This window comes from Massilia sp. Bi118 (genome assembly GCF_918697865.1).
Classification (GTDB): domain Bacteria; phylum Pseudomonadota; class Gammaproteobacteria; order Burkholderiales; family Burkholderiaceae_D; genus Telluria.
In genome coordinates, this window is the sequence record NZ_CAKKMV010000021.1 from 19,874 (window position 1) to 38,757 (window position 18,884).

Here is an 18,884-nt window from a genome sequence, read left to right on the forward strand (position 1 = left end):
GCGTCGTCCCCGCGCAGGCGGGGACCCAAGTTTGTTCGCGTTACGTTAGCGCACGCAGAACTTGGGTCCCCGCCTGCGCGGGGACGACGGATGAAAATTTAGCGCAGCGGCGAAGTAGCGATATCCTTGTCCGCCGCGGTCGGATTGGCCAGCTCACCCTCCCACTTCGCAACCACGGCGGTGGCGATGCCGTTGCCGATCACGTTGGTAGCCGAACGGGCCATGTCCAGGAAGTGGTCGATGCCCAGCAGGAGCAGCAGGCCGGCTTCCGGAATGTGGAACTGGTTCAGGGTCGCGGCGATCACCACCAGCGAGGCGCGCGGCACGCCGGCCATGCCCTTCGAGGTCAGCATCAGCACCAGCATCATCGTGATCTGGGTCGACAGCGGCACTTCGATGCCGTAGGCTTGGGCGATGAAGATGGTGGCGAAGGTGCAGTACATCATCGAGCCGTCGAGATTGAACGAATAACCGATCGGCAGCACGAAGGCGGCCAGGCGGTTCTTCACGCCGAAGCGCTCGAGGCCTTCCAGGGTTTTCGGGAAGGCGGCTTCCGACGAGGCGCAGGTGAAGGCCAGGATGGTCGGTTCGCGCAGTTCGCGCAGCAGCTGCAGGATGCGCGGGCCGACGAACAGGATGCCGATCGCGATCAGCACGATCCACAGCAGCGCGATGCCGAGGTAGAACTCGCCCATGAACACGCCGTAGGTTGCCAGCACGCTGACGCCGCTCTTGGCGATCACACTGGCGACCGCCGCGAACACCGCGACCGGCGCGAAGTTCATGACGTAGCCGGTCACTTTCAGCATCACGTGGGCGGCGCCGTCGATGGCGTCGATCAGCGGGGTGGCGCGCGCGCCCACGGCAGCGGCGCCGGTGCCGAAGAAGATCGAGAAGATCACGATCTGCAGGATCTCGTTCCTGGCCATGCCGTCCACGATCGAGGATGGCACCAGGTGGGTGATGAATTCCTTGAGCGTCAGGCCGGTGACGGCGATGCCCGAGGATTCCGTCACGGCCGGCAGGTGGCCGGCGGCGGCCATCGCATCGCCCGGGCGGAACACGTTCACCAGGACCAGGCCCAGGGTCAGCGACAGGATCGAAGCGATGATGAACCAGCCCAGCGCCTTGACACCGATGCGGCCGACTTCCGAAGCGTCGCCCATCTTGGCGATGCCGACCACCAGGGTCGAGAACACCAGCGGCGCGATGATCATCTTGATCAGGCGGAGGAAGAGGGTGGTCACCAGCGACAGCGTGTCGGCGAAGCCGGCCGGATCAGCGAGGTTCGTGTGCGCGATATAGCCGGCGGCAATGCCGAGCACCAGCCCCACGAGAATATAAGTGGTCAGGCGGTTTCGATTATTCATAGGGCTTCCTTCTGGTGGTGGCGGCGGCGCGGTGGAATCAGGCGGGATCGTCCGTCCTGCTTCCCTGGCTTTTCGGGCACAATGCTGACAATCTTGACAAGTTCCGCAGTATCCTAGGGGCCGATGGTGCTGTCAAGCACGCTCAAATGCATGGGAACACATATATAAGCACATGATCGAACTAGACAATGTCAGCAAGTGGTATGGAACATTCCAGGTCCTCAGCGACTGCAGCACGCGGGTGGAACGCGGCGACGTCGTGGTGGTCTGCGGCCCCTCCGGTTCGGGCAAGTCGACCCTGATCAAGACCGTCAACGGCCTCGAGCCCTTCCAGCAGGGCAGCATCCACGTCGACGGCACCGCGGTCGGCGATCCGTCCACCCGTTTGCCGGCGCTGCGCGCGAAGATCGGCATGGTGTTCCAGAACTTCGAGCTGTTCCCGCACCTGTCCGTGCGCGACAACCTGAACCTGGCCCAGATGAAGGTCCTGAAGCGCTCGCGCGAGGAAGCCACCGCCAACGGCCTGAAGTATCTGGAACGGGTCGGCCTGCTGGCGCACCAGGACAAGTTCCCCAGCCAGCTCTCCGGCGGCCAGCAGCAGCGCGTGGCGATCGCGCGCGCGCTGGCGATGGACCCGATCGCCATGCTGTTCGACGAGCCGACCTCCGCGCTCGACCCAGAAATGGTGGGCGAGGTGCTGGACGTGATGACCGGCCTGGCCCAGGACGGCATGACCATGATGGTGGTGACCCACGAGATGGGCTTCGCGCGCCGGGTGGCCGACCGCATCCTGTTCATGGACCACGGCCGCATCGTCGAGGAGAGCGCGAAGGACGATTTCTTCACGGCGCCGAAGTCCGAGCGGGCGCGCGAATTCCTGGCCCGGATCATTCACTGACGCTTGCCGGCGGCCTCCTCGACGATGGGGCTGTCCAGGGCGCCCAGGAAGGCGGCCAGATCGCGCAGCTCGCTCTCGGACAGGCGCAACGGTTTTAGTTCGCTGTGCCCGGCCGCCGCCGCCGGCGCGCGCCTGTAATGGTCCACGACCTCGCGCAGGGATGCCAGCTGGCCGGCATGCATGTACGGACTCCTGGCGGCGGCATTGCGCAGGCCGGGTACCTTGAATGCGCCGTCCAGCGCGTGGTCGTCGGCCTGCAGGAAGCGCAACTCCTCGCATTGTTCGGGTCTGGCATCGCTGTAGGGGCCGAGGCAGTTGAACTCGTCCTTCAGCAGCGCCGCCAGGGCTGCGCCGCGTCCCAGGTCCGGACGGCCTGGCGTGCGCGGGGCGATGCCGGTGTTATGGAACTGCTGGTCGGTGAACAGGGGGCCGGCGTGGCAGGTCACGCATTGCGCCTTGCCGATGAACAGGCGCAGCCCGTTCTTTTCCTGGGCGTTCAGCAGCAGCTGCGCCGTGCGGTCCGCGTTGACGACGCCGTCAATGTAGCGGTCCAGCCGCGATTCGCCGTAGCGCAGCGTCTTCTCGTAGGCGGCGATCGCCTTGCCGATGTTGGCGAACACGCGCGACACCTCGCGCCGCTCGTCCTCTCTCATGGCGGCCCAGGCGGCGCGCTGCGCCGGCGTGCCCAGCGGCCCGCCTTCCGCAGGCAGTTTACTCAGGGCGGGCAGGGGGCCGAACAGGGCTTCGTACTGGGTGCGATAGTGGGCTCTGACCAGGTGGGCATAAGCCAGGCGGCTGCCGCCGTGCTCGGCCTGGTCTTCGAGCGGACCGAGGGCCTGCGCCCAGAGGCTGTCCTTGCGGCCGTCCCAGAACATGAAAGGCGCGTGGCCGGCGGCGGCCAGCGGCATCGTGCGGCGCAGGCCGGTGCCGACACCTTGTCCTACCGGCAGGCCGTCCTGGAAGGCTTTGTCCGGCTGGTGGCAGCTGGCGCAGGAGACGGAGCCGTTGCGGCTGAAGCGCGGATCGGCGAACATCTGTTTCCCGAGCCGCGCGGCATCCGCATCCCCTTCGACGGCATTCGAAGGATCGGCCGGCGCCCGTTCCAGCTCGCTCAGCCTGAGCGAGGACAGGATGCCGAACTCCTCGATGCTCCAGCCATCCCTGCCTTGCGACGCGAACGCGCCCAGCGCGGCGCCCGCCGCCATCAGGGCGGCCAACGCCAGCAGCAGTTTCCAGAATAGCGGTTTCATGGCGGGCCTCAGCGGCCGGCGAGCCGCCCGGCGCGGCCGTCGACGATGGTATTGAAGGTGACGCTATCGCTACCCGCCGCGCCGTCGAGCTTCAGCTTGATTTCCCACCAGCCGGTCATGCTGAACTTCATGCCCTCCACCAGGTAACGGCCCTCGCCGAGGTAGCGGGTGACCCGGGGCCGCGTCGGCAAGCCGTGGCCGTGTTGCGGCATGCCGCCGTCGACCGCGATCTTCAGCCCATCGACGGGCTGGCCGGCAGGCGACACGACATGGACTTCCCAGGCGTGGATCTTGTTCAGGTCCGCGGGGCCGCCGACCGGGTGGATGTCGACGACATAGTTGTGCTTGGCGGTATGCCGGCGCGGCGACACGTCGAGGTCGGACGGGGGCGACATGCTGCAGCCAGCCAGCAGGGACAGGGCCAGGAAGGCCAGGAACGGGATTATCTTTTTTGAGACCATGATTGCGCTTCCAAAGTAGGTTCACAGGGACCGCTTGGCGGTATGGACGCTACTTTCAAGCTTCCCATCATGGGAAGGTCAAGCGCATTTTTGATCTAAAGATTACGCAGCACCAGACTGGCGCCGCCCACGATCAGCACTACCCAGATCGCTTGCCGGATCCGTTCGGCGGGCAGGCGCTGGTGCAGGTGGTTGCCCAGGTAGAGTCCTCCCAATGCGCAGGGCAGCAGGAGCGCCGCCATCAGCGGCAGCGATTCCTGCTTGTACAGGCCGGCGCTGGAAAACAGCACCAGCCGCGCCACCGCGCTGAAGAACAGCACGCCGCTGATGGTGGCGCGCAGGGTCAGCTTGTCCGGCAGGCGCCGCGTCAGGTAGATCGTATAAAAGGGGCCGCCGGCGCCGAACAGGGCGGTGAAGATGCCGCCGACGGCGCCGAAGGGCGCGGCCCAGGCGCCCGCCAGCGGCTGCGGTTTGCCGCGCACCATCAGGCTCCAGGCTGCATAGCAGAGGATGAAGACGCCGAGGATCACCAGCAGCATGCGCTCGGGCGCCTTGACCAGGGCCAGCACGCCGAAGGCCATCCCGCCCAGCATGAAGGGCACGAGACGCAGCGCTTCGCGGCGTTCGATGAAGCGGCGGTTTTTGAGCCCCAGCAGCAGGCCGGAGGCGAGGTCGAACACCAGCATCAGCGGCACCGCCATGCGCAGCGGGATCACCAGCACCAGCATCGGCATGGCGGTGATGGTCGAGCCGAAGCCGGTCAGGCCGAAGACCGTGTAGGCGAAAACGATGATGAACGCGAGCGGGCCCAGCGTGTCGAATCCGATACCCATGCCGAAGTGTGAACCTTAAATGCTTTAATTTTAACGTCTTCGGCATTTTTCAGTTCTTTGGGGAAACGTATCGTGCGCACCCCAGGCCGGCGCGTGCCGCTTTCCAGACCTGCAGGTAAAATGTCGCGGTTCGCAATCCGAGAGCCGCCATGTCCATCATCGAATCCCCCGACACCATCACCCTCATCCGCCCCGACGACTGGCACGTGCACCTGCGCGACGGTTCGCACATGGCCGCCGTGCTGCCGCACACCGCGCGCCAGTTCGCCCGCGCCATCGTCATGCCGAACCTGAAGCCGCCGGTCACCACCGCCGCCGACGCATCCGCCTACCGCGATCGCATCCTGACCGCGCTGCCTGCCGGGATGCGCTTCGAGCCGCTTATGACCCTGTACCTGACCGACAACACGGACCCGGACGAGATCCGCCGCGCCCAGGAGACCGGCTTCATCCACGCCGTCAAGCTGTACCCGGCCGGCGCCACCACCAATTCCGCGGCCGGCGTGACCGACCTGCGCAAGTGCTACAAGGCCCTGGAAGTGATGCAGGAACTCGACATGCCGCTGCTGGTGCACGGCGAAGTCACCGATGGCGACATCGACCTGTTCGACCGCGAAGCCGTGTTCATCGAGCGCGTGATGCGCCCGCTGCGCCGCGACTTCCCGGAGCTGAAGATCGTGTTCGAGCACATCACCACCCGCGACGCCGCCCAGTACGTGGCCGAAGCCGAAGGCCCGATCGCCGCCACCATCACGGCGCACCACCTGCTGTACAACCGCAACGAGATCTTCAAGGGTGGTATCAACCCGCACTATTACTGCCTGCCGGTGCTGAAGCGCGAAGAACACCGCCTGGCCCTGCTCACGGCCGCCACCAGCGGCGACGAGCGCTTCTTCCTCGGCACCGACTCGGCCCCGCACGCGGTGCACGCCAAGGAAAGCGCCTGCGGCTGCGCCGGCTGCTACACGGCCCTGCACGCGATGGAGCTGTACGCCACTGCCTTCGAACAGGCCGGCGCACTGGATAAACTGGAAGCCTTCGCCAGCCTGAACGGCCCGGCCTTCTACGGCCTGCCGGTCAACGAGGGCACCGTCACCCTCAAGCGCGAAGCCTGGACCATTCCGCCGAGCGTGACGATGGGCGAACACCAGCTGGTGCCGCTCGACGCCGGCAACCAGCTCAACTGGAAGATGCTGTAAGCGCGGATGTCTGCGGAGATCGCGCAGATCGACTGGACGCACCCTTGGTATGACGCGGTGCGTCCCGCCTTCGACAGCCTGGACCCCGGCGTCCCCTTCATCGCCGGGTTCAACGCCAACGCGGCCAGGCTGGGCCTGCAGAACCATCGCGGCCAGCCGATCCGCTTCGTGCCCCAGGCCGAGCTGCCACCGAATACCGCCTACGAAGAATTCATCGGCGCCACCGGCTGCGTGCCGACGCGCGAGAACCTGCACGACTTCTTCAACGGCCTGGTGTGGCAGACCTTCCCGCTCATCAAGCGCGAGCTGAACGCGCTGCAGGCGGCGCAGATTGCGCAAGCCGGCGTGGGCAAGTCGCGCGGGCCGGCGCGCGATGCCGCCACCATCTTCGACGAGAACGCGGCCCTGCTGGTGCTGCGCGATGCGGATACGGGCCGCGCACTGGCCGAGGGCCTGCGTGCGCACCGCTGGCACGACACGCTTTTCGTCCAGCGCGCGCTGTTCGGCGCCGGCGGCGGCGCGGAGGTCTGGCTGTTCGGCCACGCGCTGATGGAAAAACTGGTGGCGCCGCGCAAGGCGATCACGGCGCATACGCGGGTGCTGTTCGCGCCCGCCGCCTGGTTCGGATTGCCCTGGGAAGACCGGCGCGCCTGGATCGACATGCAGGTGGCCGGCCAGCTCTGCACCGAGGGCCTGGCCACGTCCGCCTTCACGCCGCTGCCGGTGCTGGGCGTGCCCGGCTGGTGGCCCGGGCAGGACGAAACCTTTTATCTCGACGACACCGTATTCCGCCCCAAGCGGGCGGACAAGAACGCAAACCAGGGAGGAAAGCATGACTGATGTGGTTCGCTGGGGCATCCTCGGCACCGGCAAGATCGCGAAGGCCTTCGCCAATGCGCTGAAGGAGACGCCGGGCGCGGTGCTGGCCGGCGTCGGCTCGCGCGGCTTGGCGAGCGCGCAGGCCTTCACCGGCGAATTCGGTGGCATGGCTTACGGCTCGTATGAAGAACTGGCGCAGGCCGGCGACGTCGACCTGATCTACGTCGGCACCCCGCACCCGGCCCACGTCGACAACGTGCGCCTGGCCCTGAACGCCGGCAAGGGCGTGCTGTGCGAGAAGCCATTCACGATGAACCGCAGCGAGGCCGAAGAACTGGTGGCGCTGGCGCGTGCGAAAAAACTGTTCCTGATGGAGGCGATGTGGACGCGCTTCATGCCGGCGCTGGCGGAAGTGCGCCGTGTGGTGGCCTCCGGCGAGATCGGCAAGGTCACGCAGGTGATCGCGGACCTCGGCTTCAAGGCCGATTTCGGCCATGAGCACCGCGTGTTCAATCCGGTGCTGGGCGGCGGCGCGCTGCTCGACCTGGGCATCTATCCGCTGTCGATCGCGGTGGCGCTGCTCGGCCCCGTGGCCTCGGTGGCGGCGCAGGCCGAACTCGGCCCGACCGGCGTCGACGAACAGACCGGCTTCCTGCTGCGCCACCGCGACGGCGGCATGTCGGTGTGCAGCTGCTCGCTGCGCGCGCGCCTGCCGAGCGAGCTGACCATCGCCGGCGAGCAGGGCCACGTGCGCATGAACGCCATGTTCCACCGCACCCAGACGGTGACGGTGGCGCGCGCGGACGGCATTTCGCGCACCGTGGCCACGCCCTTCCTCGGCAACGGCTATGTGCACGAGGCGATCGAGGCGCAACGCTGCTGGCAGGCGGGCCTGATCGAGAGCCCGGGCATGACGCACGAAGACACGCTGGCCCTGATGGGCGTGATGGACGAGGTGCGGCGCCAGATCGGCGTGCACTATGCGGCTGACGATGCAGCCAACAACGAATAAACCAACAAGGAGAACAACATGAAACGCGATCCCCGCACGAACGGCCGTATGCGCCGCCTGAACGCCCGCCAGCGCAAGAAGCAGCGCGTCGGCGAATTCAAGGAGCACTGCTTCGACATCGAACTGGTATTCAACAGCCCGATGCGCGGCGAGCCCTACCACGACTTCATCAACGACTTCTTCGGCTTCCTGGAGCAGCGCGGCCTGCTGGGCGGCGGCTTTGGCGGCAAGGAGCCGTTCAGCGAGACCGAAGGCGTGATCGCCAACATCGAGCGCGGCTCGCCCACCGAAGAAGACCGCGAGGCGGTGGTGACCTGGCTGCGCGGCCGCAAGGAAGTGACGGACGCGCGCGCCAAGGACTTCAAGGATGCCTGGCACGGCTACCGGTTCTGAAAACTGCGCTGATACGGTCGAGTTGTAAGCATATGTCAGCGCGGTAAGGCTTTGTAAAGCCCGTCAACAGCATGATGCGGCGCCTCGTTTCAGGCTCAAGTGACACGCAAACGTGCACTGACAACCCCGAGACAAAACTGAGGACCACATCATGCAAAAGACCATCGCTACCCTGATCGCCGGCCTGTTCGCCACCGCAGCATTCGCAGCACAGACGCCCGCCACCACCACCCCGGCAGCGAGCGCGACGCCTGCAGTGGCCAAGGCCGAAGCCAAGCAAGAGAAGCAGGCTGCGAAGGCTGAAGTGAAAGAGACCAAAGCGGCAGTAAAAGCCGACGTCAAGGAAGCCAAGCACGCCGCCAAGGCCGATGTGAAGGAAGCCAAGGCCGACGCCAAGGTTACCAAGGAAGCCGCCAAGGCGGATGTGAAGGAAGCGAAGGCCGAGCACAAGGCTGCCAAGGCTGAAGCGCACAAGGATGCGACGGTTGCTGCCGCCGCCCCGGCCAAGTAAGTTCCCCTGACGCGTCGTTCCCGCTTTCGCGGGAGCGACGTTCATGCGCTGGCGAATCGCGCCAGCTTATCCATCGCTTCCTCCACCTGCTTCAACCTCCCCGCCTGCAAGGCCCGCGACCTCGCCACCCGTTCCGCCCCAGCTCCCTCGGGCGAACCGCAATCGAAAGGCGGCTGCGGATCGTATTCGAAATTCAGCTGCAGCAGCTTCGCCGTTTCCTCGCCCGCCAGCTCGGCGGCCAGCGCCAGCGCGAAGTCGATGCCGGCCGTGACGCCGCCGCCCGATACGCGGTTGCGGTCGCGGACGATGCGTTCGGCCACCGGAATCGCGCCGAAGCGCGGCAGGTAGCCGCGCCACATCCAGTGGCAGGCGGCTTGGTATCCGTCCAGCAGGCCGGCCGCGCCCAGTACCAGCGAGCCATTGCACACCGAGGTCACGTAGCGCGCCTGTTCGCCCTGGCGGCGCAGGAAGGCCAGGGTATAGCCGTCGCCGAACAGGGCGCCGATGCCGAAGCCGCCCGGGACGCACAGCACATCCAGCGGCGGGCAATCCTCGAAGGTGGTGGTCGGGTTGATGCTGAAGCCGACGTCGGTCATCACCGGGTCCAGCGTCTTCCACAGCAGGTGCACCCTGGCGCCGGGAATGCGGCTCAGGATCTGCGCGGGACCGGTCAGGTCGAGCTGGGTCACGTGGGGGAACAGCAGGAAGCCGATATGGCAGGGCGTGCTCATCGTGGATTCTCCATGACAGGGTAGGGGATGCGGAAATTCTAGGTCCGCCACCCTTGGCAGGAATGCCAATCTCTGGTCAAATCCTGCCAATGAAGAAGCTTCGCCACATCGCCCTGCTGGCCTTCGACGGCGTGCAGGTGCTCGACATCACCGGGCCGGCCGCCGTGTTCGGCGCCGCCAACGACGCGCCCGGCGGGCCGCACTACCGGCTGCACATCGTCTCGCCGCACGGCGGCGCCGTCGCCAGCAATTGCGGGGTCGCGCTGGTGACGGCGGCGATTTGTGATGTGGAGTCACAAATCATGGACACGGTGCTGGTCGCCGGCGGCAGCGGGGACGGCTTGCGCGCGCTGGCGCAGGACGAGGCCGCGCGCGCCTGGATGGTGCGGGCAGCCGCCCGTGCGCGGCGCTACGGCTCGGTGTGCAGCGGGACCTTCGTGCTGGCCCATTTCGGCATCATCCAGGGCAAACGCGTAGCCACCCACTGGGAGGGAAGCACGCTGCTCGGCCGGCACTACCCGGACCTGCAGGTCGACGCCAATGCGCTGTACGTCGAGGATGGCCGGGTGTGGACTTCGGCCGGCGTCACCACCGGCATCGACATGTGCCTGGCGCTGGTCGCGCGCGATCTCGGCGAGCCGGTGGCGAACGAGATCGCGCAGCGCCTGGTGCTGTACGCGCGGCGGCCCGGCTACCAGTCGCAGTTCAGCCCCATGCTGGCGGCCCAGGCCAGGGCCGATACCGCCTTTTCCGGCCTGATCGAATGGATCCGCGCCCACCTGGCCGAGTCCCTGGACGTCGAGCGCCTGGCCGAACGCGCCGGCATGTCACCGCGCAGCTTTCACCGCCGCTTCCTCGAGGCGACCGGCGAGACGCCGGGCCGCTTCATCGAAACGCTCAGGCTCGATCACGCGCGCCAGCTGCTGCAGACCCGCGCTTCCTTGAAAGAGATCGCCGCCAGGTCCGGCTATGCCACGCAGGGGCAGTTTTCGAAAGCCTTTGCGCGGCGCTTCGGCCTGAACCCGGGCCTGTTCCGCGAGATGCATGCGGCGAACCCGGACTGACGTGCATATCCGTTTGTGTTTGACAGGGCCGGCGGGCGCATCGATACTTTTCGCTGTCCCGTCCCGAACCAGTCCCTGAAAGGAGCCTCATGATCCGTCGCGCCATCCTGCTCGCCGCCTGCCTGTGCGCGGCCCAACCCGGCTTTGCGGCCCCGGTGCCTGTCCCCGCCGACAAGATCGCCTACGTGGGCGAATGGCTGGGCAAGGACATGCGGCTGAACATCAAGCAGGACGGCCAGGTCGAATACAAGCGCAAGCAGCCGGGCAAGGACCTGAGCCTCAGCGTCGACCTGCAGGGCTTCAACGGCGACAATTTCGACGTCGGCGTCAGCCTGATCCGCTCCACCTTCGTGGTCAGCAAGCCGCCGCACCGCGAGGGCGGCAAGTGGAAGATGACGGTTGACGGCGTCGAGCTGACCAGGTCGGAGTAGAGCGCTTGACAATCCCCATGGCGGCGTTGCATTCGTCTCGCCGTACTAACGTACTGTCTTCGACGATGCGCCTTGCCCTGGGGCTTGTCAGACGCTCTACCATCAGGCCGTAGCCGGCGCCGCGGCAGTGCGGCGCGCGGCCACGATCACCCAGGCCACCAGCGCCAGCTCGATGAGATTGGCGCCGCGCTCCACCAGGAACACCGTCGATCCGGCGGCGCCCTGCACCTTCGAATACATCATGCACAGGTTCAGGACCATGTGCAGGATCACGCACAGCCACAGGCTGCCGGTGCGGTAGCGCACGGCGGTGAACATCATGCCGCACACCGAGGTCACCAGCATCTGCCCGGAGGCGGTCTTCCAGTCGGTGCCCATGAAGCCGTGAATCAGGTGCATGGCGCCGAACAGCAGGCCGTTCAGCACGATCCCGCGCCAGACCGGCAGCGACAGCAGCAGCGCGAAGATCACGCCGCGGAACAGCAGCTCTTCGCCGAAGGCGTTGAAGAGCTGGATCGTGAAATCGGACAGCAGCTTGCCGTTGTCAGCGCTGCGCAGGCCCCAGGGCAGGAACAGCGCAGCCGTCGACAGGCTGGCGAGGAACACCGGCTCGAGCCGGATGCGGTTCAGGCCCAGCGCCAGCCGCTGCCACAACCCGAAGGCCTGGGCCAGCACCAGCGGGTAGAGGATGGTCGAAGCGAAGGCGATCAGCTTGACCTTGCCGTGGGCTTCGGGCGCGGCCAGGCTGAAGCCGAACTTGAGGATCGCGATCGTCAGCAGGAACTGGCCGACGGCGCAGGCGATGGCGAAAGGGACGGGGGATTCGGTGTTGCGGGCGGTGTGCATGGCTGGTCTCTTCGTTGTTGTTGTAGTGACGAGCGCACTGTAAAGACCACGCGCCGGCCGGGCCATCGCTTTGCGACGGACGGCAGAATTCGCGGAACAGGCCGTATTTACGGATGGGTGTACATTGGGGGCTCAGCCCAAGGCCGGCGCCAAGTCCAGGAAGGCCAAGGGCAAGGCCAGTAAAAAGACCAGGCCCGATGATGGCCACGCCAGCAAGGAAGACACCACGGTCTGATGCTCGCAAACTTGGGTCCCCGCCTTCGCGGGGACGACGGCTTGACGACTTACACCTTCAGGAACTCCTCGCGCCCGCCCAGCCAGCGCAGGAGGTGCGCATCGACGATCGCCTCGGCCTCGGGCCGGTCGGACGCCAGCAGCCAGGCCGCGACGTCGCGCGCCTGTTCGACGATCCACTGGTCGGTTTCCAGGTTGGCGAAGCGCAGCATGGCTTCGCCGGACTGGCGCGCGCCCAGGAATTCGCCGGGGCCGCGGATCTCGAGGTCGCGGCGCGCGATCTCGAAGCCGTCGGTGGTCTCGCGCATCGTCATCAGGCGCTGCTTGGCGACGTGGCCGAGCGGGCTCTGATACAGCAGCAGGCAGACGCTGGCCGCCGAGCCGCGGCCCACGCGGCCGCGCAGCTGGTGCAGCTGCGACAGGCCGAAGCGCTCGGCGTGCTCGATCACCATCAGCGAGGCGTTCGGCACGTCGACGCCGACCTCGATCACGGTGGTCGCCACCAGCACGTGCACGTGCCCCGCCGAGAAGGCATCCATGATCACCTGCTTTTCCGCCGGTTTCATGCGGCCGTGGACCAGGCCCACCACCAGGTCGGGCAGGGAGGCCGCCAGGGTCTCGAAAGTGTCGGTGGCGGTCTGCAGCTGCAGCGCTTCCGACTCTTCGATCAACGGGCACACCCAGTAGACCTGGCGGCCTTCCAGCGCCGCCGCGTGCACGCGCTCGATCACTTCGTCGCGCCGGTTCTGGTCGATCGCGCGGGTGACGATGGGCGTGCGGCCCGGCGGCAGCTCGTCGATCACCGACACTTCCAGGTCGGCGTAATAGGTCATGGCCAGCGTGCGCGGGATCGGCGTCGCGGACATCATCAGCTGGTGCGGCACCAGGCCGTCGCTGCCCTTGTTGCGCAAGGTGAGGCGCTGGCCGACGCCGAAGCGGTGCTGTTCGTCGACCAGCACCAGGCCCAGTTTCGCGAACTGCACCGAATCCTGGATGAGCGCGTGGGTGCCGATCACCAGATTGGCTTCGCCCGATTCCGCCATCTCGCTGGCGGCCTGCTTTTCCTTCTTTTTCAGGCTGCCGGTCAGCCAGGCGACCTTCACGCCCAGCGGCTCCATCCAGGCCGCGATCTTGCGGAAGTGCTGCTCGGCCAGGATCTCGGTCGGCGCCATCAGGGCCGCCTGGTAGCCGCTGTCGATGGCCTGGGCGGCCGCCAGCGCGGCGACCACGGTCTTGCCGCTGCCGACGTCGCCCTGCAGCAGGCGCTGCATCGGATAGCTCTCGTGCAGGTCCTTGCTGATCTCCTGCACCACGCGTGCCTGGGCATTGGTCAGCTTGAAGGGCAGGGCTTCGAGGAAGCTTGAAGACAGCGCACCCACGGTGCTCAGCTGCGGCGCGCCCTTTTCGCGCCTGGCCTGCTGGGCGCGTTTCAGGGACAGCTGCTGCGCCAGCAGCTCGTCGAATTTCACGCGGGTCCAGGCCGGGTGGGTCTTTTCGATCAGGGCGTTCTCGTCGACTTCCGGCGGCGGGTAGTGCAGCAGGCGCACGGCCGGCTGGAACTCGGCCAGCGACAGCTTTTCGCGCACCGCGCGCGGCACCGTATCCGTCCAGTCGACGCGCTTCATGGCGTCGGCAATCGCGCGTCGCAGAATCGTCTGCGACAGGCCTTCGCCGGCCGGATAGACTGGGGTCAGGGAGGCCGGCAGGGGCGCGCCCTCGTTGACGATTTTATAAACGGGGTGAACCATCTCGGCGCCGAAGAAGCCATGGCGCACCTCGCCGCGCGCCCGCACGCGGGTGCCTTCGGCCAGCTGCTTGACCTGGCTGCCGTAGAAATTCATGAAGCGCAGCTGGATGTCCGAAGTCTCGTCGGCGATGGACACCAGCAGCTGCTTGCGCGGTTTATAGGTGATTTCATTCTTGCTGACGATGCCTTCGACCTGCGAGACGTGGCCGCCGCGCAGGCAGGCCTCGCGGATGGGCACGATCTCGGTCTCGTCCTCGTAGCGCATCGGCAGATGCAGCACCAGGTCCATGTCGGTGCGCAGGCCGAGCTTTGCTAATTTGCTCTCGATGGTCTTCTGGACCGATGTTGCTGGCTTGGCTGCGGGCTTGGCGGCAGCCTTGTCTTTGGTTGCGGGCATAAAGGCTGGTGTAAAATAGAGGGTTCGCCGCATACGCTTGAGCTTCTATTGTAAGGCTCCTGGCACTGTTTTCCCATCATGAGCAGAATCTACTCCCTCTCCGATTTCGATTTCGACCTGCCGGAAGCGCGCATCGCGCAGGTGCCGCTACCCGACCGCAGCGCTTCGCGCCTCCTGCAGCTCGACGGCGACCGCATCACGGATCGCACCTTTGCCGACATCGTCGACCAGCTCCAGGCCGGCGACGTGCTGGTGATGAACAATACGCGTGTGCTGAAGGCGCGCTTCTTCGGCCAGAAGGAATCCGGCGGCCAGGTCGAGGTGCTGGTCGAGCGCGTGCTCGACAACCGCACCGTGCTGGCGCAGGTCAGGGCATCCAAATCGCCCAAGCCCGGCAACCGCATCCGCCTGGCCGACGCCTTCGACGTCACCACCGGCGAGCGCGCCGGCGAGTTTTTCACGCTCCATTTCGAGGGCGACGTGTTCGACCTGATCGAGGCCCACGGCCGCCTGCCGCTGCCGCCCTACATCGCCCACGACGCCGACGAATTCGACGAGCAGCGTTACCAGACCGTCTATTCGAAAGAGCCGGGCGCCGTCGCCGCGCCGACCGCCGGCCTGCACTTCGACCAGCCGCTGCTCGATAAACTGGCCGCGAAAGGTGTGAACATCGCCTACGTCACCCTGCACGTGGGCGCCGGCACCTTCCAGCCGGTGCGTGTCGAGAACCTGGCCGAGCACAACATGCACAGCGAGTGGTACACGATCGCGCAGGAGACCGTCGACGCTGTGCGAGCCGCCAGGGCCGCGGGCCGCGACGTGGTGGCGGTCGGCACCACGTCGCTGCGCGCGCTGGAATCGGCTTCGCAGTCCGGCCAGCTGGTGGCGGGCAGCGGCGACACCCGCCTGTTCATCACCCCGGGCTACCGGTTCAAGACCGTGACCCGTTTGATCACGAACTTCCACCTGCCCAAGTCGACCCTGATGATGCTGGTCTCGGCCTTTGCCGGCTATGACGAAATCCGCAAGGCCTACGCCCACGCGATCGCCAGCGAATACCGCTTCTTCAGCTATGGCGACGCGATGCTGCTCACCCGTAAAGATAATTGATAGACAATGCTGGAATTTACCCTTCTTAAAAAAGACACCAGCGGCCTGTCCCACGCACGCCGCGGCCGTTTGAAACTCAACCACGGCACCATCGAAACGCCGATCTTCATGCCGGTCGGGACCTACGGTTCCGTCAAGGCGATGGACCCGCTCGAGCTGAAAGAAGTCGGCTCGCAGATCATCCTCGGTAACACCTTCCACCTGTGGCTGCGCCCGGGCACCGAGGTGATGGACAAGTTCGGCGGCCTGCACGGCTTCATGGGCTGGGACAAGCCGATCCTGACCGATTCCGGCGGCTTCCAGGTGTTCTCGCTGGGCGCGATGCGCAAGATCACGGAAGAGGGCGTGAAGTTCGCCTCGCCGATCGACGGTTCGCGCCAGTTCCTGTCGCCGGAAATCTCGATGCAGATCCAGCGCTCGCTGAACTCGGACATCGTGATGCAGTTCGACGAATGCACCCCCTACGAGATCGACGGCCGCCCGGCCACGGCCGAGGAGGCCGCCAAGTCGATGCGCATGTCGCTGCGCTGGGCCCAGCGCTCGATGAACGAGTTCAATCGCGGCGAGAACCCGAACGCGCTGTTCGGCATCGTCCAGGGCGGCATGTACGAGCGCCTGCGCGACGAATCGCTGGCCGGCCTCGAAGACATCGATTTCCCGGGCCTGGCGATCGGCGGCCTTTCCGTCGGTGAGCCGAAGGAAGACATGATGCGCATCCTCGAGCACGTCGGCCCGCGCCTGCCGGAAAACAAGCCGCACTACCTGATGGGCGTGGGCACGCCGGAAGACCTGGTGGCGGGCGTGGCGAATGGCGTCGACATGTTCGACTGCGTGATGCCGACCCGTAACGCGCGCAATGGCTGGCTGTTCACCCGCTTTGGCGACCTCAAGATCAAGAACGCGCGCTACAAGGATGACACCGCGCCGCTGGACGAGTCCTGCACTTGTTATTGCTGCAAGAATTTCTCGCGCGCCTATCTGCACCACCTGCACCGTTCGAAGGAAATCCTGGGGGCGCGCCTGAATACGATTCACAACCTGCACTATTACCTGAATTTGATGCAGGAAATCCGCGATGCGATCGATGGCGACCGCTTCCATGAGTTCCGCCTGCAGTTCAATGCCGACCGCGCCCGCGGCGTGTAAATTATGCAATGTGGGCACGGGGTGCCCACGATCGCCGCATTATTTTTTCAGCAACGTCTTGCAAACCGGCATGACGGTCCCACATCCCCGAAACTGGCTGTTGACAGTTTGCGGGTGCTAGAATACAGCGCTTGTTTTTTCACATTCTTATAAATCGGAGTCCTTGTGTTCATTTCCAACGCTTACGCCCAAACCGCAGCCGGCGCCGCCGATCCTGGCATCATGGGCAGCCTGACGACGTTCGCGCCGATCATCATCATGTTCGTGGTCATGTATTTCATCATGATCCGTCCGCAGCAGAAGCGTCAGAAAGAAATGAAGACGATGATGGACGCGCTGGCCAAGGGCGACGAAGTGATCACCGTCGGCGGCGTGCTGGGCCGCGTTTCCAAGGTGGCCGACGCCTACGTCACCATCGAAGTGGCTGCCGGTACCGAAATCGTGGTGCAGAAGAACGCCGTCACCACCCTGCTGCCGAAGGGCACGCTGAAGGCCCTGTAACCCCGTAACCAGCCGCACGGCCCCTATCATGAATCGCTATCCCCTCTGGAAGTACATACTGATCCTCGCGGCAGTGCTGCTTGGCCTGCTGTACACGGCGCCGAACTACTTCGTCGACTCGCCGGCGCTGCAGGTCACGACCTCGAAAGCGACGGTCAAGGTCAACAGCGACACCGTTCGCACGGTCACCGAGGCGCTCACGCGCGACGGTCTCCCGCCTGAAGCGGTGAGCCTGGAAGGTACCGGCGACACCAGCGCCGTGCGCGCACGCTTCGCCAGCACCGACGCCCAGTTCAAGGCCAAGCTGGCCCTCGAGCGCGACCTGAACCGCGACCAGGCCGACCCCGACTACATCGTCACCGTCGGCCTGGCGAAGAACACCCCGGTCTGGATGCAGAAGCTGGGCGCACAGGCGATGAACCTGGGCCTGGACCTGCGCGGCGGCGTGCACTTCCTGCTGCAGGTCAACGCCAAGGAAATCCTGGAATCGCGCGTCAAGGGCATCGTGTCTTCGGCCCGCACCCAGCTGCGCGACCAGAACGTGCGCCACGCCGGCATCGACCGCGTCGGCGACCGCGTCGAGATCCGCTTCCGCGATGCCGAAACGCGCGCCAAGGCGCGCAGCGTGCTGGCCAACGCCAACCCCGACCTGGCCTTTGCCGAAGCCGCCGACGGCACCGACCTGAAGCTGGTCGTGACCCTGAAGCCGGACGCGCTGCAAAAAGCCGTCGATGAGGGCGTGAAGCAGAACATCAGCACCCTGGGCAAGCGCATCAACGAACTCGGCACCACCGAGCCGGTGATCCAGCAGCAGGGCCGCGACCGCATCGTCGTGCAGCTGCCAGGCGTGCAGGACGTCGCCCACGCGAAGGACATCATCGGCCGCACCGCCACGCTGGAATATCGCATCACCGACGACAGCATCACCCCGGGCACCGAACTGAGCGCCGCGATTCCGCTGAACTCGGAACTGTTCACCCAGGGCCGCGACGTGCCGGTGGTGGTGTCGAAGGACGCCGTGGTGACCGGTAAGTCGATCATCAGCGCGACGCCGGGCTTCGACGAGAACCAGCGTCCGGCCGTGAACATCGAGCTGAACGCCGAAGGCGGCCGCGCCATGCGCGCCATGACCCGCGAACGCACCGGCAAGCGCATGGCCACCCTGCTGAAGGAAAAGGGCAAGTACACCGTGCTGCAGGTGGCGACCATCCAGGGCGAATTCGGCGCGAACTTCCGCACCACCGGCATGCGCACCCCGCAGGAAGCCGCCGAGCTGGCCCTGCTGCTGCGCGCCGGCGCGCTGTCGGCGCCGATGGAGTTCATCGAGGAACGCGTGGTCGGCCCGCAGCTGGGCGCCGAGAACATCGCCAAGGGCCTGCACTCGACCGTGTGGGGCTTCGTGGCGATCGCGATCTTCATGATCATCTACTACCAGCTGTTCGGCTTCTTCAGCGTGGTGGCGCTGGCCTGTAACCTGCTGTTCCTGCTGAGCATCCTGTCGATGCTGCAAGTCACGCTGACCCTGCCGGGCATTGCCGCAATCGCGCTGGCGCTGGGTATGGCAATCGACGCCAACGTGCTGATCAACGAGCGCATCCGCGAGGAGCTGCGAGCGGGCAACACGCCGCAGGCGGCGATCGCGGCCGGCTTCAGCCACGCTTGGGCGACCATCCTGGACTCCAACGTGACCACCCTGATCGTCGGCCTGGCCCTGCTGGTGTTCGGTTCGGGTGCGGTGCGCGGCTTCGCGGTCGTGCACTGCCTGGGCATCCTGACCTCGATGTTCTCGGCCGTGTTCCTTTCGCGCGGCGTGGTGAACCTCTGGTACGGCCGCAAGAAAAAGCTGGGCAAGATCGCCATCGGTACCGTCTGGGAACCGGGCATCACCGCGGCGGGCGCCAAGTCCGCGGCCAAGAAATAAGCAGCGAGGA

General features: G+C 66.0%; 19 protein-coding genes. 12 read left to right on the forward strand and 7 right to left on the reverse strand.

From position 1 onward, the window contains the following. Positions 1-98: 98 nt before the first annotated feature. Positions 99-1,370, reverse strand: coding sequence for a dicarboxylate/amino acid:cation symporter (locus LQV39_RS23710; protein ID WP_230029649.1), 1,272 nt, complete (start codon positions 1,368-1,370; stop codon positions 99-101). A gap of 172 nt (positions 1,371-1,542) precedes the next feature. On the opposite strand from LQV39_RS23710, the gene LQV39_RS23715 reads away from it, so the two are divergent. Next, positions 1,543-2,268: an amino acid ABC transporter ATP-binding protein gene (locus tag LQV39_RS23715; RefSeq protein ID WP_230029650.1), complete on the forward strand. Its 726-nt coding sequence runs from the start codon at positions 1,543-1,545 to the stop codon at positions 2,266-2,268. Here the strand turns inward: LQV39_RS23715 and LQV39_RS23720 are convergent. From LQV39_RS23720 to LQV39_RS23730, 3 genes are all read right to left on the reverse strand, one after another. Beyond that, a complete protein-coding gene (locus LQV39_RS23720; protein WP_230029651.1) occupies positions 2,262-3,518 on the reverse strand; it encodes a cytochrome-c peroxidase in 1,257 nt (418 codons plus the stop codon). The two genes, LQV39_RS23715 and LQV39_RS23720, sit on opposite strands and share 7 nt — an antisense overlap. Positions 3,519-3,526: 8 nt before the next feature. After that, on the reverse strand, positions 3,527-3,979 hold the full coding sequence (locus LQV39_RS23725; RefSeq protein WP_230029652.1) for a FixH family protein: 453 nt from the start codon (positions 3,977-3,979) through the stop codon (positions 3,527-3,529). Positions 3,980-4,074: 95 nt separating this feature from the next. Further along, a complete protein-coding gene (locus LQV39_RS23730; protein ID WP_230029653.1) occupies positions 4,075-4,812 on the reverse strand; it encodes a sulfite exporter TauE/SafE family protein in 738 nt (245 codons plus the stop codon). Between the two features lie 149 nt (positions 4,813-4,961). Between LQV39_RS23730 and pyrC the strand changes: the two genes are divergently transcribed. The 5 genes from pyrC to LQV39_RS23755 all read left to right on the forward strand — a co-directional run bounded on the left by pyrC (position 4,962) and on the right by LQV39_RS23755 (position 8,746). After that, entirely contained in the window at positions 4,962-6,011 is a 1,050-nt protein-coding gene (gene pyrC / locus LQV39_RS23735; RefSeq protein ID WP_230029654.1) for a dihydroorotase, read from the forward strand. A 6-nt stretch (positions 6,012-6,017) separates the two neighbouring features. Further along, complete coding sequence (locus LQV39_RS23740; protein ID WP_230029655.1) at positions 6,018-6,851, forward strand: DUF3025 domain-containing protein; 834 nt, start codon at positions 6,018-6,020, stop codon at positions 6,849-6,851. Beyond that, on the forward strand, positions 6,844-7,842 hold the full coding sequence (locus LQV39_RS23745; protein WP_230029656.1) for a Gfo/Idh/MocA family protein: 999 nt from the start codon (positions 6,844-6,846) through the stop codon (positions 7,840-7,842). Before LQV39_RS23740 ends, LQV39_RS23745 begins: the two co-directional genes overlap by 8 nt. 18 nt (positions 7,843-7,860) lie before the next feature. Next, positions 7,861-8,235, forward strand: a complete 375-nt coding sequence (locus tag LQV39_RS23750; protein ID WP_230029657.1) for a 50S ribosome-binding protein YggL — start codon at positions 7,861-7,863, stop codon at positions 8,233-8,235. Between the two features lie 151 nt (positions 8,236-8,386). Then, on the forward strand, positions 8,387-8,746 hold the full coding sequence (locus tag LQV39_RS23755; RefSeq protein ID WP_230029658.1) for a hypothetical protein: 360 nt from the start codon (positions 8,387-8,389) through the stop codon (positions 8,744-8,746). A gap of 41 nt (positions 8,747-8,787) precedes the next feature. Here LQV39_RS23755 and LQV39_RS23760 read toward each other — a convergent pair whose 3' ends face one another. Beyond that, positions 8,788-9,477 (reverse strand): DJ-1/PfpI family protein, encoded by a 690-nt coding sequence (locus LQV39_RS23760; RefSeq protein WP_230029659.1) that lies wholly within the window; start codon positions 9,475-9,477, stop codon positions 8,788-8,790. 89 nt (positions 9,478-9,566) lie between these two features. Between LQV39_RS23760 and LQV39_RS23765 the strand changes: the two genes are divergently transcribed. Both LQV39_RS23765 and LQV39_RS23770 read left to right on the forward strand, forming a co-directional pair. Next, a complete protein-coding gene (locus LQV39_RS23765) occupies positions 9,567-10,541 on the forward strand; it encodes a GlxA family transcriptional regulator (protein ID WP_230029660.1) in 975 nt (324 codons plus the stop codon). 89 nt (positions 10,542-10,630) lie between these two features. Further along, on the forward strand, positions 10,631-10,972 hold the full coding sequence (locus LQV39_RS23770) for a hypothetical protein (protein ID WP_230029661.1): 342 nt from the start codon (positions 10,631-10,633) through the stop codon (positions 10,970-10,972). A gap of 102 nt (positions 10,973-11,074) precedes the next feature. Here LQV39_RS23770 and LQV39_RS23775 read toward each other — a convergent pair whose 3' ends face one another. Continuing rightward, the gene (locus tag LQV39_RS23775) at positions 11,075-11,818 is read right to left on the reverse strand and encodes a CPBP family intramembrane glutamic endopeptidase (RefSeq protein WP_230029662.1); all 744 of its coding nucleotides are present in this window, start codon (positions 11,816-11,818) and stop codon (positions 11,075-11,077) included. A 284-nt stretch (positions 11,819-12,102) separates the two neighbouring features. Next, the gene (gene recG, locus LQV39_RS23780; RefSeq protein WP_230029663.1) at positions 12,103-14,196 is read right to left on the reverse strand and encodes an ATP-dependent DNA helicase RecG; all 2,094 of its coding nucleotides are present in this window, start codon (positions 14,194-14,196) and stop codon (positions 12,103-12,105) included. Between the two features lie 87 nt (positions 14,197-14,283). On the opposite strand from recG, the gene queA reads away from it, so the two are divergent. The 4 genes from queA to secD all read left to right on the forward strand — a co-directional run bounded on the left by queA (position 14,284) and on the right by secD (position 18,874). After that, the gene (gene queA, locus LQV39_RS23785) at positions 14,284-15,306 is read left to right on the forward strand and encodes a tRNA preQ1(34) S-adenosylmethionine ribosyltransferase-isomerase QueA (RefSeq protein WP_230029704.1); all 1,023 of its coding nucleotides are present in this window, start codon (positions 14,284-14,286) and stop codon (positions 15,304-15,306) included. A gap of 6 nt (positions 15,307-15,312) precedes the next feature. Continuing rightward, positions 15,313-16,452: a tRNA guanosine(34) transglycosylase Tgt gene (tgt, locus tag LQV39_RS23790; protein ID WP_230029664.1), complete on the forward strand. Its 1,140-nt coding sequence runs from the start codon at positions 15,313-15,315 to the stop codon at positions 16,450-16,452. A 165-nt stretch (positions 16,453-16,617) separates the two neighbouring features. Next, a complete protein-coding gene (gene yajC / locus LQV39_RS23795) occupies positions 16,618-16,953 on the forward strand; it encodes a preprotein translocase subunit YajC (RefSeq protein ID WP_230029665.1) in 336 nt (111 codons plus the stop codon). A 28-nt stretch (positions 16,954-16,981) separates the two neighbouring features. Further along, positions 16,982-18,874 (forward strand): protein translocase subunit SecD, encoded by a 1,893-nt coding sequence (gene secD, locus LQV39_RS23800; protein ID WP_230029666.1) that lies wholly within the window; start codon positions 16,982-16,984, stop codon positions 18,872-18,874. The last annotated feature ends 10 nt before the right edge of the window (positions 18,875-18,884 follow it).